Origin of the sequence: Pseudoalteromonas sp. BZB3, assembly GCF_040104455.1 — a bacterium.
In the GTDB taxonomy this organism is placed as follows: Bacteria; Pseudomonadota; Gammaproteobacteria; order Enterobacterales; family Alteromonadaceae; genus Pseudoalteromonas.
Genome location: NZ_JBECOS010000011.1, coordinates 122,461 through 147,151, shown reverse-complemented (window position 1 = coordinate 147,151; position 24,691 = coordinate 122,461). Strand labels below are relative to the sequence as shown.

At 39.6% G+C, this 24,691-nt stretch carries 20 protein-coding genes; 11 read left to right on the top strand and 9 right to left on the bottom strand.

Annotation, left to right across the window (positions count from 1 at the left end):
• Positions 1-79: 79 nt before the first annotated feature.
• The 9 genes from ABMY35_RS12995 (at position 80) to ABMY35_RS12955 (ending at position 12,595) form a co-directional block, all read left to right on the top strand.
• Complete coding sequence (locus ABMY35_RS12995; RefSeq protein WP_349286576.1) at positions 80-2,854, top strand: pitrilysin family protein; 2,775 nt, start codon at positions 80-82, stop codon at positions 2,852-2,854.
• A gap of 142 nt (positions 2,855-2,996) precedes the next feature.
• On the top strand, positions 2,997-3,197 hold the full coding sequence (locus ABMY35_RS12990; RefSeq protein ID WP_349286575.1) for a hypothetical protein: 201 nt from the start codon (positions 2,997-2,999) through the stop codon (positions 3,195-3,197).
• A 163-nt stretch (positions 3,198-3,360) separates the two neighbouring features.
• A complete protein-coding gene (locus ABMY35_RS12985) occupies positions 3,361-4,869 on the top strand; it encodes a Calx-beta domain-containing protein (RefSeq protein WP_349286574.1) in 1,509 nt (502 codons plus the stop codon).
• A gap of 136 nt (positions 4,870-5,005) precedes the next feature.
• A complete protein-coding gene (locus ABMY35_RS12980) occupies positions 5,006-5,344 on the top strand; it encodes a hypothetical protein (RefSeq protein WP_349286573.1) in 339 nt (112 codons plus the stop codon).
• A gap of 27 nt (positions 5,345-5,371) precedes the next feature.
• On the top strand, positions 5,372-5,896 hold the full coding sequence (locus ABMY35_RS12975) for a hypothetical protein (protein WP_349286572.1): 525 nt from the start codon (positions 5,372-5,374) through the stop codon (positions 5,894-5,896).
• A gap of 9 nt (positions 5,897-5,905) precedes the next feature.
• Complete coding sequence (locus tag ABMY35_RS12970) at positions 5,906-6,232, top strand: hypothetical protein (RefSeq protein ID WP_349286571.1); 327 nt, start codon at positions 5,906-5,908, stop codon at positions 6,230-6,232.
• Positions 6,233-6,343: 111 nt separating this feature from the next.
• The gene (locus tag ABMY35_RS12965; protein WP_349286570.1) at positions 6,344-7,303 is read left to right on the top strand and encodes an acetoacetate decarboxylase; all 960 of its coding nucleotides are present in this window, start codon (positions 6,344-6,346) and stop codon (positions 7,301-7,303) included.
• Between the two features lie 11 nt (positions 7,304-7,314).
• Positions 7,315-9,564: an NAD(P)-binding protein gene (locus tag ABMY35_RS12960; protein ID WP_349286569.1), complete on the top strand. Its 2,250-nt coding sequence runs from the start codon at positions 7,315-7,317 to the stop codon at positions 9,562-9,564.
• 214 nt (positions 9,565-9,778) lie between these two features.
• Entirely contained in the window at positions 9,779-12,595 is a 2,817-nt protein-coding gene (locus ABMY35_RS12955) for a bifunctional aconitate hydratase 2/2-methylisocitrate dehydratase (RefSeq protein ID WP_349286568.1), read from the top strand.
• Between the two features lie 57 nt (positions 12,596-12,652).
• Here the strand turns inward: ABMY35_RS12955 and ABMY35_RS12950 are convergent, their stop codons facing one another.
• Both ABMY35_RS12950 and ABMY35_RS12945 read right to left on the bottom strand, forming a co-directional pair.
• Positions 12,653-14,677 carry an EAL domain-containing protein gene (locus ABMY35_RS12950; RefSeq protein ID WP_349286567.1) on the bottom strand — a complete coding sequence of 675 codons (2,025 nt, stop codon included), beginning with the start codon at positions 14,675-14,677 and terminating at the stop codon, positions 12,653-12,655.
• 71 nt (positions 14,678-14,748) lie between these two features.
• On the bottom strand, positions 14,749-15,645 hold the full coding sequence (locus ABMY35_RS12945) for a LysR family transcriptional regulator (RefSeq protein WP_349286566.1): 897 nt from the start codon (positions 15,643-15,645) through the stop codon (positions 14,749-14,751).
• A 126-nt stretch (positions 15,646-15,771) separates the two neighbouring features.
• On the opposite strand from ABMY35_RS12945, the gene hutH reads away from it, so the two are divergent.
• Together hutH and ABMY35_RS12935 are read left to right on the top strand one after the other, a co-directional pair.
• Positions 15,772-17,271, top strand: a complete 1,500-nt coding sequence (gene hutH / locus ABMY35_RS12940; RefSeq protein ID WP_349286565.1) for a histidine ammonia-lyase — start codon at positions 15,772-15,774, stop codon at positions 17,269-17,271.
• Between the two features lie 11 nt (positions 17,272-17,282).
• Positions 17,283-19,283 carry a urocanate hydratase gene (locus tag ABMY35_RS12935; protein WP_349286564.1) on the top strand — a complete coding sequence of 667 codons (2,001 nt, stop codon included), beginning with the start codon at positions 17,283-17,285 and terminating at the stop codon, positions 19,281-19,283.
• Between the two features lie 163 nt (positions 19,284-19,446).
• On the opposite strand, the gene ABMY35_RS12930 is transcribed toward ABMY35_RS12935, so the two are convergent.
• The 7 genes from ABMY35_RS12930 to ABMY35_RS12900 all read right to left on the bottom strand — a co-directional run bounded on the left by ABMY35_RS12930 (position 19,447) and on the right by ABMY35_RS12900 (position 24,664).
• Complete coding sequence (locus ABMY35_RS12930; RefSeq protein ID WP_138478675.1) at positions 19,447-19,698, bottom strand: hypothetical protein; 252 nt, start codon at positions 19,696-19,698, stop codon at positions 19,447-19,449.
• Positions 19,699-19,703: 5 nt separating this feature from the next.
• Positions 19,704-20,021 carry a cupin domain-containing protein gene (locus ABMY35_RS12925; RefSeq protein ID WP_349286563.1) on the bottom strand — a complete coding sequence of 106 codons (318 nt, stop codon included), beginning with the start codon at positions 20,019-20,021 and terminating at the stop codon, positions 19,704-19,706.
• Between the two features lie 4 nt (positions 20,022-20,025).
• Positions 20,026-21,006, bottom strand: a complete 981-nt coding sequence (locus ABMY35_RS12920; protein ID WP_349286562.1) for an alpha/beta fold hydrolase — start codon at positions 21,004-21,006, stop codon at positions 20,026-20,028.
• 28 nt (positions 21,007-21,034) lie between these two features.
• A complete protein-coding gene (locus ABMY35_RS12915) occupies positions 21,035-21,232 on the bottom strand; it encodes an Arc family DNA-binding protein (protein ID WP_058029893.1) in 198 nt (65 codons plus the stop codon).
• Between the two features lie 62 nt (positions 21,233-21,294).
• Positions 21,295-22,143 (bottom strand): SPFH domain-containing protein, encoded by an 849-nt coding sequence (locus ABMY35_RS12910; RefSeq protein ID WP_349286561.1) that lies wholly within the window; start codon positions 22,141-22,143, stop codon positions 21,295-21,297.
• A gap of 90 nt (positions 22,144-22,233) precedes the next feature.
• The gene (locus tag ABMY35_RS12905; protein WP_349286560.1) at positions 22,234-23,331 is read right to left on the bottom strand and encodes a type 1 glutamine amidotransferase domain-containing protein; all 1,098 of its coding nucleotides are present in this window, start codon (positions 23,329-23,331) and stop codon (positions 22,234-22,236) included.
• An 85-nt stretch (positions 23,332-23,416) separates the two neighbouring features.
• Positions 23,417-24,664, bottom strand: a complete 1,248-nt coding sequence (locus ABMY35_RS12900) for a HAMP domain-containing sensor histidine kinase (protein ID WP_349286559.1) — start codon at positions 24,662-24,664, stop codon at positions 23,417-23,419.
• Between the last annotated feature and the right edge of the window lie 27 nt (positions 24,665-24,691).

Below are 24,691 nucleotides of genomic sequence, written 5' to 3'. Positions count from 1 at the left end.
TTACAAACTTAAATTATTTGTTTCAATTAAAGTGTTAAACTATGTACCGATAATATACAAACATTATGGACGTATAAAAATGAAAAAAACTGCGTTATCGGCGTTGGCTTTAGCTGTAAGCCTTGCCTTGACAGGTTGTAACTCAACAACCAACTCTTCTTCTCAAAATTCAGTCGTCGCAAGTTCAACACAAGCCTTACCAAGTATCGATATTGCTTACGATACTTTTACTTTAGACAATGGTTTAAAAGTTGTTGTTCATACAGATCGTAAAGCCCCTATCGTTGCTGTTAACGTGTGGTATAACGTTGGCTCAAAGCATGAGCCAGAAGGCAAGTCTGGTTTTGCTCACTTATTTGAACACTTAATGTTCAATGGTTCAGAAAACTATGATGATGAATATTTTGGTCCGTTTGAAAGAGCTGGCGCGACTGAGATGAACGGCACAACAAATAGTGACCGTACTAACTATTTCCAAAACGTACCAACTACCGCACTAGATATGGCGCTGTGGATGGAGTCTGACCGTATGGGTCACCTACTAGGCGCAATCACGCAAGAAAAGTTAGACGAACAACGTGGCGTTGTACAAAACGAAAAGCGTCAAAGTGAAGGTCAACCTTACGGTAAAATGTGGGAAGCGATTACAGTTAATACTTTCCCTAAAGGTCACCCTTATTCGTGGACAGTAATTGGTTCAATGGATGATCTTAATGCTGCATCATTAGATGACGTACACCAATGGTTTAAAGACTACTATGGCCCTAATAATGCTGTTTTAGTGCTTGCAGGTGACATTGACGTTGAAACGGCAAAAGAAAAAGCAAACAAGTACTTTGGTGACATTAAACCAGGTAAACCTGTTGCACAGATGGAAGCATGGGTTGCTAAGCGTAGCGGCGAAAAGCGTATGGTGATGCAAGATCGCGTTCCTGCGTCACGTGTTCTAAAAGTATGGAACACGGCTGAGCTTGGTACTGCCGATTCTGAATACCTTTCTCTTTTTGCTGACGTACTTGCTTCTGGTAAAAACAGTCGTCTTTACCAACGCTTAGTTTATCAAGAGCAACTTGCATCTAGTGTATTTGCATTTAACTTCCAGCGCGTACTAGCCGGTCAGATTATTCTAGGTGCTGACGCGTTAGATAAGAGCAAACTACCAGAGATTGAAGCCATCATTGATGAAGAACTAAATCGTTTAATCACTGAAGGTCCAACCGCTGAAGAGCTAAACCGCATTAAGTTTGCAAATGCTTCTGGTTGGATCAAGCGAGTTGAAGGTGTAGGCGGTTTTGGTGGTAAGTCTGATGTTTTAGCATCAGGTTCTATCTATCATAATGACCCTGGCTTTTATAAAAAATCACAAGAAATTCAGGCTAACGCTACTGTTTCAGATGTACAACAAGCAGCTGAAAAATGGCTTACTGATGGTGAGTTTATCTTAACAATTAATCCTTTTGAAAAGTATTCAGCTAACGAAAAAGGCGCTGATCGTTCAAAGGTACCAAGTGTTGATTCACTACCAAAACTAGATTTACCAGAAGTGCAAACTACAACGCTGAGTAATGGCCTTGAAGTTGTCTTAGCAAAGCGTTCAGATACACCGACTGTTGAACTTAGTTTACAATTTGATTCTGGTTTCGCGACTGATATTGAAGCTAAATCTGGTTTAGCTAACTTCTCTATGTCAATGCTAGATGAAGGTACGACGAATTTAGATGCATTGCAATTAGCCGCTGAGCTAGAAAAGATTGGCGCGTCAGTAGGTGCATGGGCAAGCTTAGATACTTCATCTATGACCTTAAGCACACTTTCTGTTAACTGGGAAAAGAGTATTTCACTGTTCGCAGATATCTTACAAAACCCTGCATTAAAAGACGCTGATATTGAGCGTGTAAGAAAATTAGTACTTGATGGCATTAAGCAAGAACAAGCTCGTCCGCAAACAAATGCTTACCGCATTCTTCCACCACTCCTTTATGGTGAAAGCCACCCATACGCACAACCATTAACAGGTTCAGGTACTGAAGAAGATGTTAAAGCAATCACTAAAGCCGATATTGAAGCACATTTAAGAAAATGGCTACGTCCTGATAACGCACGTATGGTTGTAGTTGGTGATATTGACCTAGATACTTTAACTGCTTCTCTTGAATCGCAACTTGGCCAATGGAAAGCACCTAATTCGGCAAAACCTGTAAAGCAATTCAAACAAGTTGCAGCGCCTGAACAAGCCCAAATCTTTGTACTTGATAAGCCTGAGGCACCGCAATCATTGATTATTGCCGGCCTACTTGGCGAGTCGCGCGACAACCTAAAACCAGGTCAGGACATTAAACTTGATGTTATGAACGCAATTTTAGGTGGTACATTTACATCACGTATCAATATGAACCTACGTGAAGATAAAGGTTGGTCATACGGTGCTCGTAGTATGCTTATGAATGCACAAGCTCAATCTCCATTTATCGTGTATGCCCCTGTTCAGACTGATAAAACAAAAGATTCTATCCAAGAAATCTTGAAAGAACTGAACGGTTACATTAAGTCTGATTTAGCAAAAGAAGCTGAGCTAAACAAAGTTGTGTCTAACAAGGTTGCTAAGATCCCTGGCAGTTACGAGAAAAAACGCAGTCTTCGTAATGCATTGGCAGATGCTTACAGCAAAGGTCGTACAATTGAATATCTTGAGCAATACGGCGAAAAAGTAAAATCGCTTGAACTTAAAGATATCCACAACGAAGCGAAAGGCTTAATTAACCCGAGTCAACTAACTTGGGTTATTGTTGGCGATGTAGCTAAAATTAAGTCTCAGCTAGAAAGCTTAAATATTGGTGATATCACTTACCTTTAACCTAAGCTGATTATTTAAAGTTAACAAAGCAGTGTGGTTTTCCATGCTGCTTTTTTTTTGTAAATATTCTAGTTTTTTTAATATGCCAATTTTGCATTTGTGATAGTTACTATAAAATAGGCTTTTTACTTTGGAGAGTTGTATGAGCCAAACATTTAAAGTTATCCCCCCTACCACTAAAGTTTTCTGTCATGAACGCGGTGAAGGTTGGACCTTAACAGGGATCACTGATATCAACGAGCATACTTCAGTTATGTTTAACGGCACACGTTTCACCATTCCTGCAAAAAAGATTGTTGAAGAGCTTTTACCAAACTTTGAAAAACAAATAGAAAAGAATTAATTTTTATTTGAAAAACGTAAAATAAAAGACAATAATACTTGCATCTGCAAAGATAATAATGGATGCGCCTTCCCTTTATGGACTAAGACCCACATCAGTTTGGATTTGATGTGTCATTACTTTGTGTTTTCTATAGTTACGGAACTGTATTTAGGATTGCACTATGTATAAGTCTTTCATGTTATCGTCTTTGGCGATTGCTATTTCTGCTGCTTCATTCTCATTATTAGCGAATGAATGTAAAGGTGAGCTATACGGTATCAACGCTGGTCGCGGTGAAACCGGTATCTTATTTAAACTTGATGATCAACTTCAAAGCGTAAAGGCTGACTCTGTCGCTGAGTTTAGCTCTGCTGCTTTAGCATACGATGCTCAACAAAATAGAATTTACTATGTCTCTGCTCCAAGAGCATTAGCATATAAAGTCGACATTAGTCATTTAAATCTATCAAGCGCTGACAAAAAGCACTTACCTATTGCAGGTGATCGTTTTAAATATACCAAACTCGCCTACTTTGATGTCGTAACTCAAACTCACACAGAGGTCGGTCGAACAAAAGGCGTTATATCTCTTGCCTTTGACGAAGCGAATAACCGTCTTATCGGCAGTAGTTTTTCTGCACTATATGAAATCAACCCACAAACAGGTGAGTACACCAAGCTTGCAGATTTAGGTGTACTTAGTGGTAAGTACCGTGGTGATTTAGCATTTTATAATAATGAATTGATACTAGTAACAAGTACTACGTCTTATAAGATCAACCAATCAGACTATTCTGTTCAAAAATTAGCAAAACATAACTTAACAGCTGTTACGGGGGCGACTATAGACCATGCAGGAAACTTAATAATTAGTCGTACTAAAATAAATGACTTAGGTCACACCAACAAATCTGATATTTATAAACTTAATCCTCATTCAGGTAATACATGCTTTATTTCTGAAGTCCCTGTGAGGCTTAACGACCTCACTACTAATACATCTGAAACCACAACATGTTATACAACCCCATTATGTGAAACAGATCCCCTACCAGTTATTTCATTATCAGCAATTGAAGATACTGTCACTGAAGGCCAAACCTTATCTTTCACTGTTAGTCTTTCTAACAGCTATTATCAAGACGTTGAAGTTGAGGTTTCGGCAATTGAAGGCTCAGCCACTAGCGCTGATTATACTTTCCCAACACAGATAATCACATTTGCTGCTGGTGATACAAATACAACTATTGAAATACCAACGATTGATAATGATGAATATAGTGAGACTAAAGCTTTTTCTTTACAAGCTACAGCAAGCCTGAATAGTACTGGCAGTGCAAATCTACCTGCAATGATCTTAAACGATGATGCTCAATGCGTTCCGGTTCCACATACCAAAATAAACTATCAATTTGTCAGTGAAAGCGCGGGCTACAACAATGATTGGGGCATAAAAGTTAATAATCAATTTATCAAACTACTCGATGAATATGGTGGCTCTGGCAGTTACCAGCTACCTTCATCAGCACATTTTGACTATGCGCTAGCACTCAACGGCAATGCTTCAAAACTTACCAACAACTTTAGATGGCACGGTCAAAAACAGTACTGGGAAGATCAAAATGATGGCGATTATAATGACTTCGTAGTACGAGTTTGGACAGAACAAATTCAAGTAGGCTGTAATTAAGCCGTTCTCAAGGGAGCATTATGCTCCCTTTTTTATTGCTTCTTTTATGCTCAATTAGACATAGATCAATACACTGCTTGAAGCGCGCTTTATAGTAAGGTGTTATCGGTTTAATTTTTTGGATAAGGAAGCGCCCTTGCAATCAAATAATATAGAGCAATTTCCAACCCCACCGTCTGATCATGTTAAAGACTCAAATAGCGAGTTGGTATTTGACCTGAATGTAAAAAACCCACCAATGAAGTGGAACGCTGATGGTAAGTACCCCTATTCATCGAAGATGGATGTCGTTGATTACGAAAGGCATAAACACGAATTACAAATTGAACTTTTAAAAATGCAAGGTTGGGTAAAACAAACTAATCAACGTATTGTTGTGCTTTTCGAGGACCGAGATGCAGCAGGCAAAGGTGGTACAATTAAACGCTTCATGGAACACCTAAACCCCCCGTGGCGCACATGTTATCGCACTTGAAAAGCCCAATGCCAGAGAGCGTAATCTGTGGTATTTTCAACGTTATATATTCAGCACTTACCTACAAAAGGAGAAATCATTCTATTCGACCGCTCTTGGTATAACCGTGCTGGTGTAGAAAAAGTCATGGGCTTTTGTGACGATAATGAATATCTCGAATTTATGCGCCAAACACCCGATCTCGAACGCATACTGGTCAATAGCGGTATTAAATTATTTAAATATTGGTTCTCTGTTAGCCGTGAAGAACAATTTAGACGCTTTAAGTCTCGCCAAAATGACCCTCTGAAACAATGGAAGCTCAGTCCGGTTGATATGGCCTCTCTTTCAAAATGGCATGACTACAGCGAAGCGAAAGATGCCATGATGTTTCATACGCATACCAAAGATGCACCATGGACCCAGATCTGCTCTGACGACAAAAAGCGTGGTCGTATTAACTGTATCAGACACTTCTTAAGCTGCTTAGATTACCCAGGCAAAGATGAAGACGTCGTTAATCAAGTTGACCCTCTGATTGTCGGCGAGCCGAGCTCTTTCGAACGTAAATAAGGAGTCACAATGGAAGATTTAACATTAGATGCCGATCTTGTTTTTGAAGACAGACTGACGAAACTGGAAAAAATAATACAATTGAGCCAGCAAGAAGTTGAGCGCACATCGTCAATTGCAAAAGACGCTTCAGATAAAGCGCAACTTGCCGTTGATCAAGCTAAAGAAGCAGAGAATGCCGCTGAAAAAGCCATTAAGAAACTAAAATATGCAACTAAGCAACTTAAAGATGCTAAATTAATGAAAATTGCCCAAAAGAAAGCATCTAAAAAGTCTGCCATCAAGTGCGCTAAGAAAATGGCTAAAAACAAAAAAGCTGATATCTCAGCAGCCTAATTTATAAATAGCAGAGTTAAAGCTCTGCTATTTCTTATCACTTACTCGATAATTCAAATTTCCTCTGCTAAAACAGATATAACAATCATGCTATCAAAGAAGGAAATTGCTATGTCAGAGAATAACTCTGGAAGTTACCAGCACTTTTTAGGAAACCCTATTGCAAAGCCACCCTGTCGTATGCTCAATGCAAGAATGTACGGTTTTTTTATTGAAGGCAAATACGACACGATCACCAATTTTGTCGATTCAACGTTAAATACAGTATCAACCAATGATGTGTATTTTAAACCGCTATCTCAATATTGTTTACTTACTTTTACTGATATTGAAAACATCGCTTCAAAAGTTGAACCTTTTAGTCAATACGGTTGGATGCAAGAAACAGATATTATTGTTTGGTTGCCTATTGCAAAGGTAGATAAGAGCACAAAGAAAGCTTTACATATTTATTGGTATCCGGCGTTTATTACCGTAAATAATATTAACGCCTTAGTGAATGGTCGCGAAACTTGGGGCTACAACAAGTATTTGTGCCGCTACTCTATGCCTAGTGACTATAAACAAGCTGACAACTTTACGTTAAGCCTAGAAACATTTCAGCCGTTTAACCCAACTACCAAAATGGACTGGCACGAATTGCTCACCATTAAACGTTTCTCTGACGGTGATTCGCTATTTGAAGAGATCATAGAAGTTGGTCAAGAAGTGGCAGAGCTTATTCATGCGAGCATAGAAGAAATCCAGATAAGCGCTGAACTTATAAAGCAATTTATGAGTGGGATTAAAAACCCGCAAATGGATCAAATTCTGTTTAAGCAAATTCCTGACGGGTTTGCCTACAATTCGGTATACAGTGCCGTGGTTCACTCACCTTCAACTGTGAGAAAAGTCCATAAGATAGCGATGCTCAAAGACGAGTATCACGTCAACATCAATAAACTCGATGCTTTCCCGTTTGATCAGATGTTTGGCATTAAAATTGGGCAGCAAAAAGCCCTACTCCCCTATTATGTTTGCATGGATTTTGACCAGGATGGTGCTTATGAAATAGTTTCAAATAACAGCTAAAGGAGCTGACTATGGCTAAGGAAAAAATCGTTATTTTAGGTGGCGGCGTTGCCGCAATGACATCAGCTGTTTACTTGACAGAAGATGAAAACTGGCAAGATAAATATGACATTACAGTTTACCAGCTAGGTTGGCGTTTAGGTGGTAAAGGCGCCAGTGGTAGAAATCCCTATTTAGGACAAAGAATCGAAGAGCATGGTCTACATGTATGGTTTGGCGCTTATGTTAATTCATTTCGCGCTATTGAAACTGTATATAATAAATTAAACAGGCCAGACAACATGCCCTTGAGTACCTGGCAAGAAGCATTTAAGCCACATAGTTTTGTGGTGTTACAAGAGTTCATTGAAAATGAATGGGAAACTTGGCCAGTAGACTTTCCAACAATTGAGGGGAACCCAGCTGATGGCACTCTCGATCTGCATTTTTGGCAATTACTCGAAGTACTTATTGCATGGCTTCATAAATTCATAGACTCATTAGAAGACGAAATAGAACAGGCAAACAAGGTAACTAAGTTACAAACAAAAAAGCCTAGAGATAGAAACTTATTAAGACACTTGGCTACTGAAATAACTGATGCCTTCGATGACATTGAAGACGAGGTGAGTGATTTTTTTGACTCCGCGCATGATGAACTGAAAGAAATTTGGTCTTCGCCTAAGATCCTTGCCACCCAGCTCAAACACCTTTTATCCCTCAGATCGAATGATAAAAATCTACAAAACCCAAAAGACAGACTTGTTGTTTGGTACATAGTTCGTAAATTGAAACGCTGGTTAAATAGTGAGGCCATTGAATTACTCGATGATAATCCAACGATTAGACGCGCTTATATCTGTGCTGATTTAGCCATCGCAATGGCGACAGGACTAATAAAAGATAAAGTTTTCTCTAAAGGCTTTGGTGCAATCAACAATATCGATTTTAAAGATTGGCTTAAAAAGAATGGCGCTAACGAAAAGTACAGTGTTGAATCAGCGCCTGTAATCGGTTTTTACGATTTAGTATTCGGTTACGTCGATGGTGATTTTAACAAAGGAGATGTTGAAGCTGGCGTTGCTAGTTTAGCAATGCTAAGACTTATGCTCTGTTACCACGGTGGCGTTATGTGGAAAATGCAAGCAGGCATGGGTGATGTAATATTTTCACCTATTTACGAATTACTAAAACACCGCGGTGTAAAATTTCAATTTTTCCACCAGGTTGAAGCTTTAAAGCCCGCAACCAATAGCCAAACTGATAATCTCATTAGTGAGATTGTGATGACTGAACAAGTCTCATTGAAGTCAAATAGCTATGATCCACTTGTAGATGTCAAAGGCTTACCTTGCTGGCCCTCCTACCCGCTTTATGATCAAATTGAAGATGCGCAAGCTGATTTATTACAAGACAAAAATATTAATTTGGAATCATTCTGGAGTGATTGGCCTCAAGTCTATGAAGCGAAATTTGGACACACTTTACCTACCAAGACACTAAAGCAAGGGCAAGATTTCGACAAAGTTATTTTTGGTATTTCAGTCGCTTCTATTGCGCACTTATGTCCTGAATTAATCGCACTAGACGATAAATTTAAGCAACAAGCAACTGAAGTTAAGGCTGTCGCTACTCAAGCATTTCAATTGTGGTTGAACAAAACGGATGAGCAGCTTGGTTTTAAATACATTCCTGATAGCCAAGAGCGTCCTATTCTAAGTAGTTTTTCTCAGCCTTTTGATACCTGGGCTGCAATGTCTAACTTATTAGATAAAGAAGATTGGCCACTAAACAATCATCCCAAAAATATCGCTTATTTTTGTAGTGCCTTTACGTGTGATGATTACCCAAGTAAAGATACACATGACTTCCCTGCTCGGCAAAAAGCCATTGTAAAACAGAACGCGTTAGAAAAATTGAATAAAGAAATGCAACCATTATGGCCTGAAGCCTATCACGGTGATGAATTTAATTGGGACGTTCTTTACTCTGGAAATAACCTACAGGGAGAATCGCGTTTTGATGAACAATATTGGCGCGTAAACGTCGATCCTTCTGAGCGCTATGTGCTATCAGTCACAAATAGTAGCCAATATCGATTGCCAACTAATGGCACTATTTTCAGCAATTTATTCATCACGGGGGACTGGATCAAAACTGGCGTTAATGCTGGATGTGTTGAAGCCGCTGTAATGGCTGGTATGCAAACATCAAGAGCCATTTGCGGTAAACCTGAGCAGATCAGTGGTGAAGATGGTTTTGAGCCTGATGGCGCGCTTTGATATCAATTATATTTATAGCAACTATTTTTGGTATTGATGTAAATTATTATGTATTTGCGATAGAATCGCAGTGCAAGTAATTGATAGATTCAAAATATCATACATAAAGTCGGCTATAATATGAGTCGGCTTTAATGAGCATTTTCGTTGGGCAATTTAATTTAGCACTAAGTTGCTCACTTCGTATCAAGTAAAAAAACACCGAGAGTTTTCTATGAGTTTGTATACAGAATACATGGAAGAGATCCAAACGCGTAAAGCGGAACTTGGACTTAGCCCAAAACCAATCGACAACGCAGAGCTTCTGTCTGAAATCATTGCTCAAATTAAAGATACAACAAATGAGCACCGTGAAGATTCTTTAAACTTCTTCATCTACAACACATTGCCAGGTACTACATCTGCGGCAGGTGTTAAGGCACAATTTTTAAAAGAGATCATTCTTGGTGAAGAGTCTGTAGCTGAAATCACAGCTGATTTTGCATTTGAACTACTTTCACACATGAAAGGTGGTCCATCAATCGCTGCTCTACTAGACCTTGCTCTAGGTGAAGATGCTGCAAACGCTTCAAAAGCTGCTGACGTACTTAAAACACAAGTTTTCTTATACGATGCAGATACAACTCGTCTACAAGACGCATTCAAAGCTGGCAATGCCGTTGCTAAAGACATCTTAGAAAGCTACGCAAAAGCGGAGTTCTTCACAAAGTTGCCTGACGTTGCAGAAAAAATTGAAGTAGTAACTTACATTGCGGGTGAAGGTGACATCTCAACTGACTTACTTTCTCCTGGTCACCAAGCACACTCACGTGCTGACCGTGAACTTCACGGCCAGTGCATGATCACGCCTGAAGCACAACAAGAAATCGTTGCACTTAAAGAAAAGCACCCTAATGCGAAAGTAATGCTTATCGCAGAGAAAGGTACTATGGGTGTAGGTTCTTCACGTATGTCTGGTGTGAACAACGTAGCACTTTGGGCAGGTGAGCAAGCAAGCCCATATGTTCCATTCATCAACATTGCACCTGTTGTTGCGGGTACTAACGGTATTGCACCTATCTTCCTTACTACGGTTGATGTAACCGGTGGTATCGGTCTTGACCTTAAAAACTGGGTTAAGAAAGTAGACGCTGACGGTAACACAGTGACTGATGAAAACGGCGACCCAGTATTAGAAGAAGCATACTCAGTAGCAACGGGTACTTTGCTTACTATCGATACTAAAGCTAAAAAGCTATTCAACGGCGAAGAAGAGCTAGCAGACATCTCATCTGCGTTCACACCACAAAAAGTTGAATTCATGAAAGCTGGCGGTTCTTACGCTGTTGTATTCGGTAAGAAACTTCAAACACTAGCAGCTGAAACACTGGGTGTTGCAGCACCAACAGTATACGCACCATCTAAAGAAATCTCGCACGAAGGCCAAGGTCTAACAGCTGTAGAGAAAATCTTTAACCGTAACGCGGTAGGTGTTCAGTCTGAAACGCCACTTCACGCAGGTTCAAACGTACGTGTTAAAGTAAACATCGTTGGTTCTCAAGATACTACGGGCCCAATGACGTCACAGGAACTAGAAGCAATGGCAGCTTCTACGATTTCTCCTCTTGTTGACGGTGCTTACCAATCAGGTTGTCACACTGCTTCTGTATGGGATAAAAAAGCGCAAGCAAACATTCCTAAGCTAATGGCATTCATGAACAAGTTTGGTCTTATCACTGCACGTGACCCTAAGGGTGTATATCACTCAATGACTGACGTAATCCACAAAGTACTTAACGATATTACAGTGGATGACCGCGCAATCATCATCGGTGGTGACTCGCACACGCGTATGTCTAAAGGCGTAGCGTTCGGTGCTGACTCAGGTACTGTTGCACTAGCACTAGCAACGGGTGAGTCTGCAATGCCAATTCCTGAGTCTGTGAAAGTAACTTTCAAAGGCAACATGGCTAAGCACATGGACTTCCGTGACGTTGTTCACGCAACTCAAGCGCAAATGCTTAAGCAATTTGGCGGTGAGAACGTGTTCCAAGGTCGTATCATCGAAGTTCACATTGGTACACTAATGGCTGACCAAGCGTTCACATTCACTGACTGGACTGCAGAAATGAAAGCGAAAGCGTCTATCTGTATTTCAAACAATGAAACACTTGTTAAGTCTATCGAGCTAGCTAAGAGCCGTATCCAGATTATGATCAATAAGGGTATGGAAAACGAAGCTAAGACGCTACAAGGCCTTATCGACCTAGCTGACGAGCGTATTGCAGGTGTTCAATCTGGCGAGCAACCGGCTCTAGCACCAGACGACAACGCTAAGTACTACGCTGAAGTTGTTGTTGACCTTGACGAAATCGTTGAGCCAATGATTGCTGATCCAGATGTAAACAACGAAGACGTATCTAAGCGTTATACGCACGACGTTATTCGCCCTGTTTCATTCTACAATGATAAGCCTGTAGACCTAGGTTTCGTTGGTTCTTGTATGGTTCACAAAGGTGACATGCAAATCATCGCTCAGATGCTACGTAACCTTGAAAAACTAAATGGTTCTATTGAATTCAAAGCACCGCTAGTTGTTGCGCCACCAACGTACAACATCGTTGATGAGCTTAAAGCTGAAGGCGATTGGGATATCCTAGCTAAGTACGCTGGCTTCCAGTTTGACGATGAGCAACCTAAAACGGCTGCACGTACTAAGTACGACAACATCCTATACCTAGAACGCCCTGGTTGTAACCTTTGTATGGGTAACCAAGAAAAAGCTGAACCTGGTGACACTGTGATCGCAACATCAACGCGTCTTTTCCAAGGTCGTGTTGTAGCTGATACAGCTGAGAAGAAAGGTGAATCTCTACTTGGTTCAACACCACTAGTAGTGCTTTCAACCGTACTTGGTCGCTTCCCAACTATCGAAGAGTATACTGCGGCAGTTGAGGGCATCGACCTAACAGCATTTACTCCTGCTGAAGAAGAACTAACAACTAAGTTTGGTTCTGAGCAAGCTGTGCCAGTAAAAGTTGTTGATGCTTAATATTGTTAAGCTTCTTTAATTTTAAAACGCGGTAAGTATTTCTACTTACCGCGTTTTTTATTTTTCAAAACGCTTTTCGAAATTAATAACATCCTTTTTTGCAAGTGCTTTCTGATATACCCAACCTTGAACTACCTCAATTTTTAAACCATTAATAAACGCCAACTGCTCGTGTGTTTCTACACCTTCAGCAACAATCGATTTATCCATCTTATGAAGTAATTCAACAACATGTTGATAGAATTCTTTTCCCTTTACTGTGCCAGTATCGTCTAGTAATGATTTATCAAGCTTAATGTATTTTATTGGTAACTCTGACAACATGGCCAAACTAGAATAGCCTGTTCCAAAATCATCAATAACTGTATGTATTTTTGCATTCTGTAAGCTTTTTATATTCTTAAGCACCGTTTTCTTATCTGTTAGATAACTTGACTCAACTATTTCAATTTTTAGCTGACTTGGAAAATCTTTGAACACTTCACAGATATATTCTACTAACAAACTGTTTGTCATCACTTTTGGATTAACATTTATGCTTATGACTGGTTTAAACCCTTTACTATTAAAATACAATAAATCTCTGTGTGCTTGTTCAATCACCCACATATCGATAATTTCTGTTTCATCATGTTTGATTAAGGTTTCTAAGAAATAAGGACCAACAATATCACCTGATTGTTTTTCTAATCTTAACAATGCTTCGAAACCAGAAACGGTTTTTGAAAATTGGCAAATTTGCGGTTGGTAATAAAGTAGAAGCCTACCCTTGCTGATCTCTGATAGAACTTCTTTCAGTGCTTTATTTGCTTTTTCTAGATCTATTTGGTGCGCAATAAAATCTGACTCACCTTTATTACGAAGCTGCTCAGAGATGTTGAGTTGATCACTCAATTTACTGATGGCCTTATCAAAATTGATTTGTTCACTGTGCCATTTCAAAAATGGGTAATAAACTAATGTGTTCAAGCATAATAAAAATAATTGCAATAACACCCCTGATAAGCCTTGAGACACAATGAACCCATTTACCAGTGTAGGTGTCATCCAACTAATCGTTTCATTACTCACGTTAACCAACCCATAATCTATAACTGTATAAGAAATCACAAAGTTAATTGTTGGTGCCATTACAAAAGGAATTAGCATAATCGGGTTTAAAAATATGGGTAATGCAAAAAGAATGATTTCGCAAAAGTTGAAAGCCGTAAATGGCATTGAAAGTTTAGCGATGTTCTTTTCATGTGAGCCAGACTTCAAGAATAATGCCGCAATAATTAACCCTGCGAAACAGCCTGTCCCACCTATTAAAACAAATGTATCGTAAAATGTTTTCGCAGGTAAGTTTCCTATAATTGGTTGCATTAAATAATTTGCGTCAAATACCATATTAAAAGTATTGTCGCCATGAATGCCTAAAAACCAAAGGCCGTGTGTAAACAGCATTCTTTCAAACGTTAATTCTGCTATTGTTGATTGGCTAATATCTGGCGTTATCCAAGAAGCAATCAGATCACCGGCAAAATTAATTACCGGCATAAATGTATAAAAGCTAAAGAATGTCAGCGTAAAAGGTAGGATAATCAGTAATTTTTCGCTCAAAAAACGACTTATATGATGAAAGTGTTTATCTAAATTAGGGTGAAGGTTTACCACCAACTTTAAGATCAGGCTACTTAAACAAGGAATAATGACTGCATAGGGTGTGCCGCCAGTAGGATCTAGTCGAAATGACTCGCCATCAAAGTTGATATATTGCCCATGTAGTGAAAAACAGAGCAGCGCAAGCATGGCCCCCACCACACCACTTTGTCCAAAGTTCTTGCTAATAAAAAAACCGATGGAAATAGCAACAATAACTGGAAATAATGAAAGCACTAGAGAGGCACTTGCCAGTATAACTGAATAAGCATGATCGCTTGGTGCCACAATATTGAATTTTACAGCACTATTTAACAGCAAAATAGCGATAGCACTGCTCACAAAGTATGGGATCAAAGCAATGAAGGCTTCACGCAAAGACAGAAGAAATCGACTGTGTAATACCGTCTTTATCGAACGTTTCGCTGTTTCTAATGACAAAAAAGCGCCCCAAACATTGTTGTTAAATTAAGTATAAACTCCTTATAAATATCTGCGAGTTAATATTAAAATTAGTTAGCATGCGAGCATAAAAGCGTTTCAACGATGGCATTTGACAATGGGTTAGCTTGGTTATTTTTCGAAATGATTAAACTTACTGGGATCTGATAGGCGAAATTTTCTGGCTCAATTACCTTCATGAGTCCTTTATCAACCCAGAAACTCGCGTAATGTTCCGGTAGATAACCTATAAACTCACCAGACAAAATTAAATGCGCTATGCCTTCATCATGATATGCTGTTGCACTGTTTTGATAATTCAAACTATCATTTCTGACTTCTTTGTCTCTCATATAATTTGAAGTAATCACTTCAGCATCCGATAAATGCTCTGACAATAGCTGCCCTTCTAATGAAAACAGTTCATGCCCTTTTCCACAGTATAAATAGTTGTTTTCGTTATGTAGCGGAATGTATTCAAGCCCTCTTATATGATGACGACTGACACCTAAACCTACGAGTGAACGACCGTTTATCACTGAGGTTTCAACTTCTCTAGCCTCACAAACATTAATATCAAATTGAATGTTTTTACTAAGCTGGCGAAGTGACGCTATTGCTTGGGCAACGCCACAGCGGGGATCACTCACCATAGTATCAATAACAGAGATACTCACTCGACCCGACAACTCATTTTTAGAACTGGCAACAGTATTGGCAAAGGCTTCACATTGACGTAAGAGCTCTAAAGAGGCTTGATAGGTTACCCTACCCGGCTCTGTTAATTCAAAACCACTGCGACCCCGTTTACAAAGTTTTATACCTAAGCGAACTTCTAAGTCCGATAAATGCGAACTAATAGTCGAGCGACCAATATTTAATCTAGATTCTGCAGCAGATAAACCACCACATTCCACGATTGCAACAAAAACTCTTAATAATTTGAGATCTACGTCATGTATTTGCATTAATGTGCCAAATATTTAGTTTGATAAACCCGGAATGAATGTTGATTATATGCAATTTATAAAACTTCATCCACTCGTTAATATTTGCGCCATAAATATAAGAACTCAATGAATTTGGAGAACAAGATGACGTTTAGATATGGTGTTGATCGTCTAGATCTTGATACTGTAAATGGTATTGCAAATGGTTCAGTCGATGCTGTTTTAACAAGTGAAGCTATAAGCAAGATTAACACAAGCCGTCAACGCGTTGACAAAATGGCGGCATCAGACAAAGCGGTTTATGGTATTAACACCGGCTTTGGTCCTTTATGTGATACCCAAATCACACCTGAAGAAACTCACCTTTTACAAAAAAACCTTCTTATCACACACGCTGTGGGTGTAGGTAACCCGATTACAAAATCAATCTCAAAGCTAATGCTTATCACCAAAGTACATGCTTTAAGCCAAGGCTTCTCTGGTATTCGTTTAGCTGTAGTTGAGCGTATGCTTAAGTTCATCGAACTTGATATTATCCCAGTTGTACCTGAGCAAGGCTCTGTTGGTGCATCAGGCGACCTTGCGCCACTTTCTCATTTATTTTTACCACTACTAGGTGAAGGTGAATTTTGGGTAGGTGAAGAGATCCAACCTGCAGCAAAAGTATTGGCAGATAACAACCTTGAAGCGATGGACTTACATGCCAAAGAAGGTCTAGCACTTATCAATGGTACTCAGTTTATTCTGTCACATGCCATCACTGGCCTAACTAAAATGCGTTACTTACTCGACCTTGCAGACATTGCAGGCGCAATGAGTATAGAAGGCATGCAAGGTAGTGAGTCGCCATTCAGAGAAGAACTACACGCAATTCGAGCGTTTGAAGGCAACATTGAAGTGGCTAAGCGTATGCGCCGGTTATTTAAAGACTCACAAAACATGGCTGATCATGAAGAGTGTGACCGCGTACAAGATCCCTACTCATTACGTTGTATTCCACAGGTGCACGGCGCATCTCGTAACGCGTACAACCATTTAAAAGCATTAGCAGAGACTGAAATGAACTCTGTTACTGATAACCCAATCGTTATCAGCGAAGAAGAAGCCATTTCAGGTGGTAGCTTCCATGGTCAGCCTTTAGCTATGGTACTTGACTATGCGTCAATTGCAGCTGCAGAACTGGGGAATATTTCTGACCGTCGTTGTTACTTATTGCTTGAAGGTCTACATGGTCTACCACGTCTATTAACAACATCTGGAGGCTTAAACTCTGGTATGATGATCCCGCAGTACACCACAGCGGCATTGGTAACTGAAAACAAATCACTGTGCTTCCCACCATCAGCTGACAGCGTGCCAACGTCAATGGGTCAAGAAGATCATGTGTCTATGGGTAGTATTTCTGGCCGTAAATTCAACCAAATTCTTGGTAACCTAGAAAAAATCTTTGCAATCGAATTAATGTACGCCGCACAAGCCGTTGATTTCAGACGCCCAAATACGTGTTCAGATATTATTGAACAAAACCACGCGTTGATCCGTACTAAGGTCGCCAAGCTTGAAGAAGACAGGCTACTTAAACCAGACATCGATGCCATGGTTGAATTTGTTAAATCTCAAGCTTTCACAGTTTCAGTAAACTAAGGAAAACCGACATGAATTTCCAAGATATCATCAAACAAGGTATTCCAAGCGTTTTGCCAGAGCCAAAAGCGTATCCGGCTGGTGCCAACCGCGCACCAAAACGTAAAGATATTTTAAGTGCAGAAGAAAAACAGCTTGCCGTTCGCAATGCCCTCCGCTATTTCCCAAAAGAGTGGCACGCTGAACTCGCCGTTGAATTTGCTCAAGAATTAAAAGATTTTGGCCGTATTTATATGTACCGCTTTAAGCCTAACTATGAGCTAAAAGCACGTTCAATCTCTGATTATCCGGCAAAATGTGAGCAAGCAGCTGCGATCATGCTGATGATCGACAACAACCTTGATCCGGCTGTAGCACAGCACCCAGAAGAGCTTATCACTTATGGTGGTAACGGTGCGGTATTCCAAAACTGGGCACAATACTTACTGGCTATGAAATACCTAAGCGAGATGGAAGAAGACCAAACGCTTCATATGTACTCTGGCCATCCTATGGGTTTATTCCCATCTTCAAAAGACGCACCGCGCGTTGTAGTTACAAACGGTATGATGATCCCGAATTATTCTCAGCCAGATGACTGGGAAAAATTCAATGCATTAGGTGTCACTCAGTATGGTCAAATGACAGCGGGGTCATTTATGTACATTGGCCCACAAGGTATCGTTCACGGTACAACTATTACGGTGATGAACGCATTCCGTAAGGTGCTTAACAAAGGCGAAAGTCCGAAAGGCAAGATCTTCTTAACCGCGGGTCTTGGCGGTATGAGCGGTGCTCAACCAAAAGCGGGGAATATAGCTAACTGTATTACAGTATGTGCCGAAGTTAATCCAAAAGCCGCGATTAAACGTCATGAGCAAGGTTGGGTAGATGAACTCGTTGATAACATCGATGACTTAGTTGCACGCGTGCGTAAAGCACAAGAAAACGAAGAAGTAGTGTCTATTGCGTTCATTGGTAACATTGTAAATGTGTGGGAAAGCTTCTTAGAAGAAGACATCTTTATTCACCTAGGTTCAGACCAAACGTCTCTTCATAACCCTTGGTCAGGCGGCTACTACCCAGCTGATATTAGCTACGAAGAATCAAACCGTTTAATCCGTGAAGAGCCGGAAGTATTCAAAGAAAAAGTGCAATCAACCCTTAAGCGCCACGCTGAAGCGGTAAACAAGCACACAGCGAAAGGCACATATTTCTTCGATTACGGTAATGCGTTCTTACTAGAATCATCGCGTGCGGGCGGTGATGTTATGGCTGAAAACGGCATCGACTTTAAATATCCGTCATACGTGCAAGATATTCTAGGTCCTATGTGTTTTGACTATGGCTTTGGTCCATTTCGTTGGGTATGTACTTCTGGTAACCCTGCAGATTTAGACAAAACAGATGAAATTGCCGCTCAAGTGCTTGAAGAAATCATGGCAAACTCGCCTGAAGAAATTCAACAGCAGATGCAAGACAACATCACTTGGATCAAAGACGCGAAAGAAAATAAGCTTGTTGTTGGTTCACAAGCGCGCATTCTTTACGCTGATTCTGAAGGCCGCATTAAAATAGCGAAAGCCTTTAATGATGCCATTGAGCGCGGTGAGATTGGACCCGTGGTACTTGGTCGTGACCACCACGATGTATCTGGTACAGATTCTCCATTCCGCGAAACATCTAACATCTATGATGGCAGCCGCTTCACGGCGGACATGGCTATTCACAATGTGATCGGTGATGGTTTCCGTGGTGCAACATGGGTGTCAATCCACAATGGCGGTGGCGTTGGTTGGGGTGAAGTAATGAATGGTGGTTTCGGTATGCTACTCGACGGTAGTGATGATGCTATGCGTCGCCTTAAATCTATGCTGTTGTTCGACGTAAACAATGGTATTGCGCGTCGCAGCTGGGCACGTAACGAAGAAGCCAATTTTGCAATCAAACGTGAAATGGCACGTACACCTAAGCTTAAAGTCACACTTTCACAAAATGTCGAAGACGATATTTTAAATAAGTTGGATTTTTAATAACACAAGCTGTTTTTCTGAGAAAGCCGTTTCAATACATGAAACGGCTTTTTTTTGATACGACTTTATATTTATTGTGCAAGCTAGGTGCAAGATTATCTTAACTAAGATTGTTTCTCACTATAAATTCGACACACTCAAACAAAAATCATTTGATAGGGGTTTATTTAAAAGTAACCTTACCACCAACAATTTTTAGTGCGGGCGTGCCTCTGATCAGTGTTTTTCTTGCAAATTCAATATTACACTGAGGACAATGTATTTTATCGTTTGTGTAATCTTCAACAATTCGCTCTTCAAAACATTTAACTAGCGCACCTTTACCGCCCTTTCGGTATTTAAAGAGTTGAGTTCTACATTTTGCGCAAAAAATATCAACCGTTCTTACGGGCCCTTTTTTATTCGGTTTTGCCATTGCGATTATTTATAAAAAATAGCTAACCAAATCGTTGGCTGTTGTTCTGAAGTTTGTTTCACTTTGTGCTTTGTATGAGCTGATATATTTAAATAATCTCCTTTTTCTAGCCTCACACACTTGCCATTTTCAAATTCAAGTACACCAAACCCTTCTAAGACCATAACCCATTCATGCTCGTCTTGGTCATACCACCCCGTTACAGGTGAGCTATGTCCTTGAGAAATTATTCGTTCGACCCGAACAGAGTCAGTATTGATTAGATCTTCAAAGACTTCGTCTGATAAGTCAGTAGGAATATTATTAAGTAAGTTAACTGTCATTCGCTTAAGTTATGGCTGTTGGTTTTGGTTTCTCATCAGTTGCATGTGTTTCAGCTAAACTCATTTGCTCTGATAGCCAATTTCTTAACTGAATTGCGACCTCAGGCATTATGTCATTTTTACAAGCGTGTTTGTAGCTGGCTAGTGAAGGCAAACCTGTTTGCAACCGCAAAGTATGGTCCATATTTTCGATGATATGTGTACTTGTTGATGCTTTTGTAACCTTGTCGATAAGCTTAGTATCATCAGGGTGACATTGAAAGTCCTTTTCACCTCCAATCGCTAATATTGGTTTTATCGTGTTAGCCAAATGCGACTTCACATCATAATTAAATGTTTCTCTGTAGAACTTGGTGCTTATTTTTTGAAAGCCAACTATTACTGTTGGTTTATCGGTACTTTCAACTTTTTGCCGCAAATCTCGCATAGTTTTAGCAGGGTCTTTGGTGTACAAAAAAAGCCTTAAGATCTTGCCTTTTAAGCCCTTTAGAGCATCGAGATCTCTATTCATTACTTCCGCATTTTTAATGCCATCTTCTTCAAAGCTACGAAGGCTAACGCAAAGCATAATTAACCCAGAAATAAGTTTATTCTCGTTTGCTATTTCTGGCGCTAAACAAGCCCCTTCACTATGCCCTAATACATAAATGGCATTTGTATTTACTTGTTTATGAGTAGAAATATGGTTAATCGCTTGGTGAGCATCTAAAACAACTTCTTCTAAACCCGCTGTTTTAAAATCGCCTTCACTTTTACCTGCACCACGCTTGTCATAACAAAAAGTGGCGTAACCAGCTTCAATTAACTGCTCTGAAAGTTGTTTAAAAATATTGGTATCAAAGCCATTGATATTACCATCTCTGTCTTGCTGACCACTACCGTGAACCATAACAACACAAGGAAATGTGCCCTTACTTTCTGGTAATGACAATGTACCTTTTAAGTTTAGCATTTGTGACTTAAATACAATCTCTTCCTGAACCATTTTTACTCCTTGAAGCTTCAAATAAGCTTTATTCTTCTGGGTCTTGTGGATGTACTTCGGTTACCACTTTTTGCACAATCTTCACCCTACCCGATTTTACCAATGCATCTCGCAAAATATACTCTATTTGCGCGTTTACACTGCGTAAGTCATCGTCGGCCCAGCGCTGTACTGCCGCTAATACATCAGGGTTTATTCTAAGTGGGTAACTTTTCTTACTGGCCAAAATAAGCCTCTTTAAATTGCTGAGTTGAAGCTTACACTTCAACTCAATTTGAAAATCTAATATCAGTAAAGGCTACCTGCATTGACCACAGGTTGCGTATTTTGCTCGGCACATAATACCACCAGCAAATTGCTAACCATAGCTGCTTTGCGCTCTTCGTCTAGCTCTACGATTTCTCGTTCAGACAATCTGCTTAATGCAAGCTCCACCATACCAACCGCACCATCTACGATTTTTTGTCTTGCAGCAATAATGGCTGAAGCTTGTTGACGTTGTAACATGGCACTGGCAATTTCTGATGCATAGGCAAGGTGAGAAATTCTAGCTTCATGTACTTTTACACCTGCTTTTGCCAATCTGTCTTGAATTTCTGTTTTTAGTGCTTCAGAGACTTGAATTGGGTGACTGCGCAATGCAATTTGATCACCGTCATGTTGATCGTAGGGATAAGCGCTCGACATATTTCTTAGCGCTGCTTCACTTTGAATATTTACAAAGCTTTCGTAGTCATCTACTTCAAATACCGCCTCTGCTGTGTCATTCACTGACCACACAACCACGGTGGCAATCTCAATCGGGTTACCGTGCGCATCATTTACTTTGATTTTATTACTTTCAAAATTTCTTAATCTTAAAGAAATATTTCTGCGAATAAAGAAAGGGACAGTCCAACGTAACCCATTTTCTTTTACTGTGCCTACGTAACTGCCAAACAAAGTAAGTACGCGGCCTTGGTTTGGCTGCACCATAAATAAACCAGCTAAACACGCTAAACTAAGAACGGCTATAACGACGAATAAAATGCCATCGCCATTTACGGGGTTAAATTGACTCAAACTAGCTAATGCGATTGCAATAGAAACCACTGTTGCAACATACCCGTTTGTTGAGAATCCTTTTGTTTCTTTCATTGAAAACTCCACCAATGTGATATCAAGTTGATATCACATTAAATCGAGTTTAGATTTTAAGCAAGCGTTTTGTTCCTATAACCATGCTCTCTATTTGTAACTATTTATTTTATTTTCAATAGATGCAATAGACTTATCACTTGGAAAATCTACTTTAAATACTTGATATGCTTGCTCTGCCTCTTCAATAAGTTGCTGCTCTAAATAGGCGTTAATTAATGATTCTGATAACTTTGGGTGTTTAAAGATTTTTGCTATTTCAGCTTTAAGATTTAACTCCTGTCGTTTTTGATCTTGAGTTTGTGCAAGTTTGTACGCGAAAAAAGCATAAAGGCCTAAATAGTTTAAGTCATATCTCGTTTTATCTTTTGCAAGCTCAATAGCAATAACCGCAGCACCGTTTAACTTTGCTTGAGTAATTAACTCGAACGTTGCTTCATCTTTAAAGGGGGCTCTTTGCTTTGGTGAAATACCTAATTTTAGTAACAAGGCTTCAGCAGCTTTGGCAACACTCATTGGGTTTTGAGCTGTTATAAGCGTTCCATCAACAGAAATATAAGGCATCATGGCCGTGTTTTTCACAAATGTCGCACCTCGCTCAATCAATTTTTCTTCAAGTGAAAATGGAAATTTATCAAGTAGTTCTGCATTAAAAGCTTGTTCTTCGATTTGTGTAAAACTATTTACCTTCTTGCCAGCAACGAAATAATCGCCATCAGGACTTTTCAAATTAACCAGCGCTGCAGGACCGTGACATACAGCGGCGATTGGAAAGTGCTTTTCGATAAACTGATTAATGAAAGTTTGAGTATCAGGGTCAAAAGGTAAATCAAACATTGCGCCATCTCCCCCAACAATAAATAAAGCGTCATAGTTTTGCTGAATTGCCTGTTTTGCTGAGTGAGTATTTTGCAATTTATGAAGGGCAAGCCCTTTGAATTTTTGTATGTAAGCTAGATTGTCTTTATTCGTCTTTACAACAACCTCACCGCCTTTAGGTGTGACAATGTCGAGCTCTAGGTTATGGTTATGTAATAGCAAATAAGTTTGTGCAAGCTCCTCAAGGTCGTAACTTATTTTACCTTGGGTCTCATTACCGTAACCCGAAATCAATAGAGCGACTTTTTTGGCAAATACATGGGGGCTGAACAAACCCAGACAAATAATTAATAGCGTTAAATATTTCATTGCTGTTTCTCCTTGTTGAAGTTAACAGCACTTTAACCAATTAGTTGTCGTGACTTTGTCGTGATTAAATTATTTAAGCATTAATTTAATCGTTAAGAGGATTATCAAAGCTTATTTTCACTATAAAGTAACCTTGCGGTTGTTCAATGTGCAATTGCCAATTTGATTGTTCACAAATACGCTGTATCAAGTTTAAACCATGCCCTAAACCTTCACTTTGCTCGCCTTTTACACCGCTTAAAAATGGTGAATTAATGGTATTTTGTTGAGTCTGGTTTTTAAAAATAAGCTGTCGCTCATTTAAGGTAATTTCGGCATTATCACCACTCGCGTGTCGGACCATGTTCGACAATAGATTTAGCATTAGAATAATAACCAGATTTTGGTTACACCTTATTTTCACATCGCCGTCAAAATTAAGGTTTAACTCAAGATGTTTTCCTGCTTCTGCAAGCAAAAAATCAAATTGGTTAATAATCAAAGACTCTAACTCGGCAGTTAAATTAACCGTCTCTGTTTGACTTGACTCCGAACGTGCAAGCGCCAATAAAATTGAGGTGATTTGATTGATATTGGCAACCGCCTCTGCAACTGTATCAAAATTACTTTCTGTGATTGCTTTTTCTGCCTTGCTTGCTGATAGTACGTTTTGAAGAATCGCAACAGGGGTTCTGATTTCATGGCTAATGTCTTTGGTAAATACTCGTTCCCGTTCAAGCGCGGTATTCAACTGATTAAAGGCGTTTTTAGTATTAAGTGCCAATAATCCAATTTCATTTTCAGGAAATGTATCAGGTTTAATATTGCCTGCATTTTTTTTGTTCACGTCAGATGCTAACGCTTTTAAAGGTTCTGTAATCTTCTTGGCAGTCTGTAAGCTCACAACAAGTGCTATGGCAGAAATAAAGCAAGCTATTACTAAAAGCCACACAAGCAGGTTTGGCATATTATCTTTGCTAACTTCAAACTGCTCTACATCAGCGAGTAAAAATAATTGCTGTCCACCTAATTTAATGGTGGTCATATGAAGGGTTTTACCAGAACTTGTTTGATATTCCACTTTGCTGGGGTTTGACGGATACTCTTTTTTTATCTCAATAGGCAGATCGGTAAAGTTTTCAACCAAACGCATGTAATCTGCTTTTGGAGGGAGAACCTCGCCTGAACGTTTAAATTGTTCAGTAATATGAGTCGATTCATCGTTGACTAGACGGTTAAAAATATTATCTTCAATAGTCCAAGCATATAAAACAATCAAGAAGCTATAAATAAGCGAGATAGATAACACAGTCGTTATAATTACGCGACTTATACTACTTGAAAGGCTTGTCATAGTTCTTTCATCTCCATGTGGTGCTTC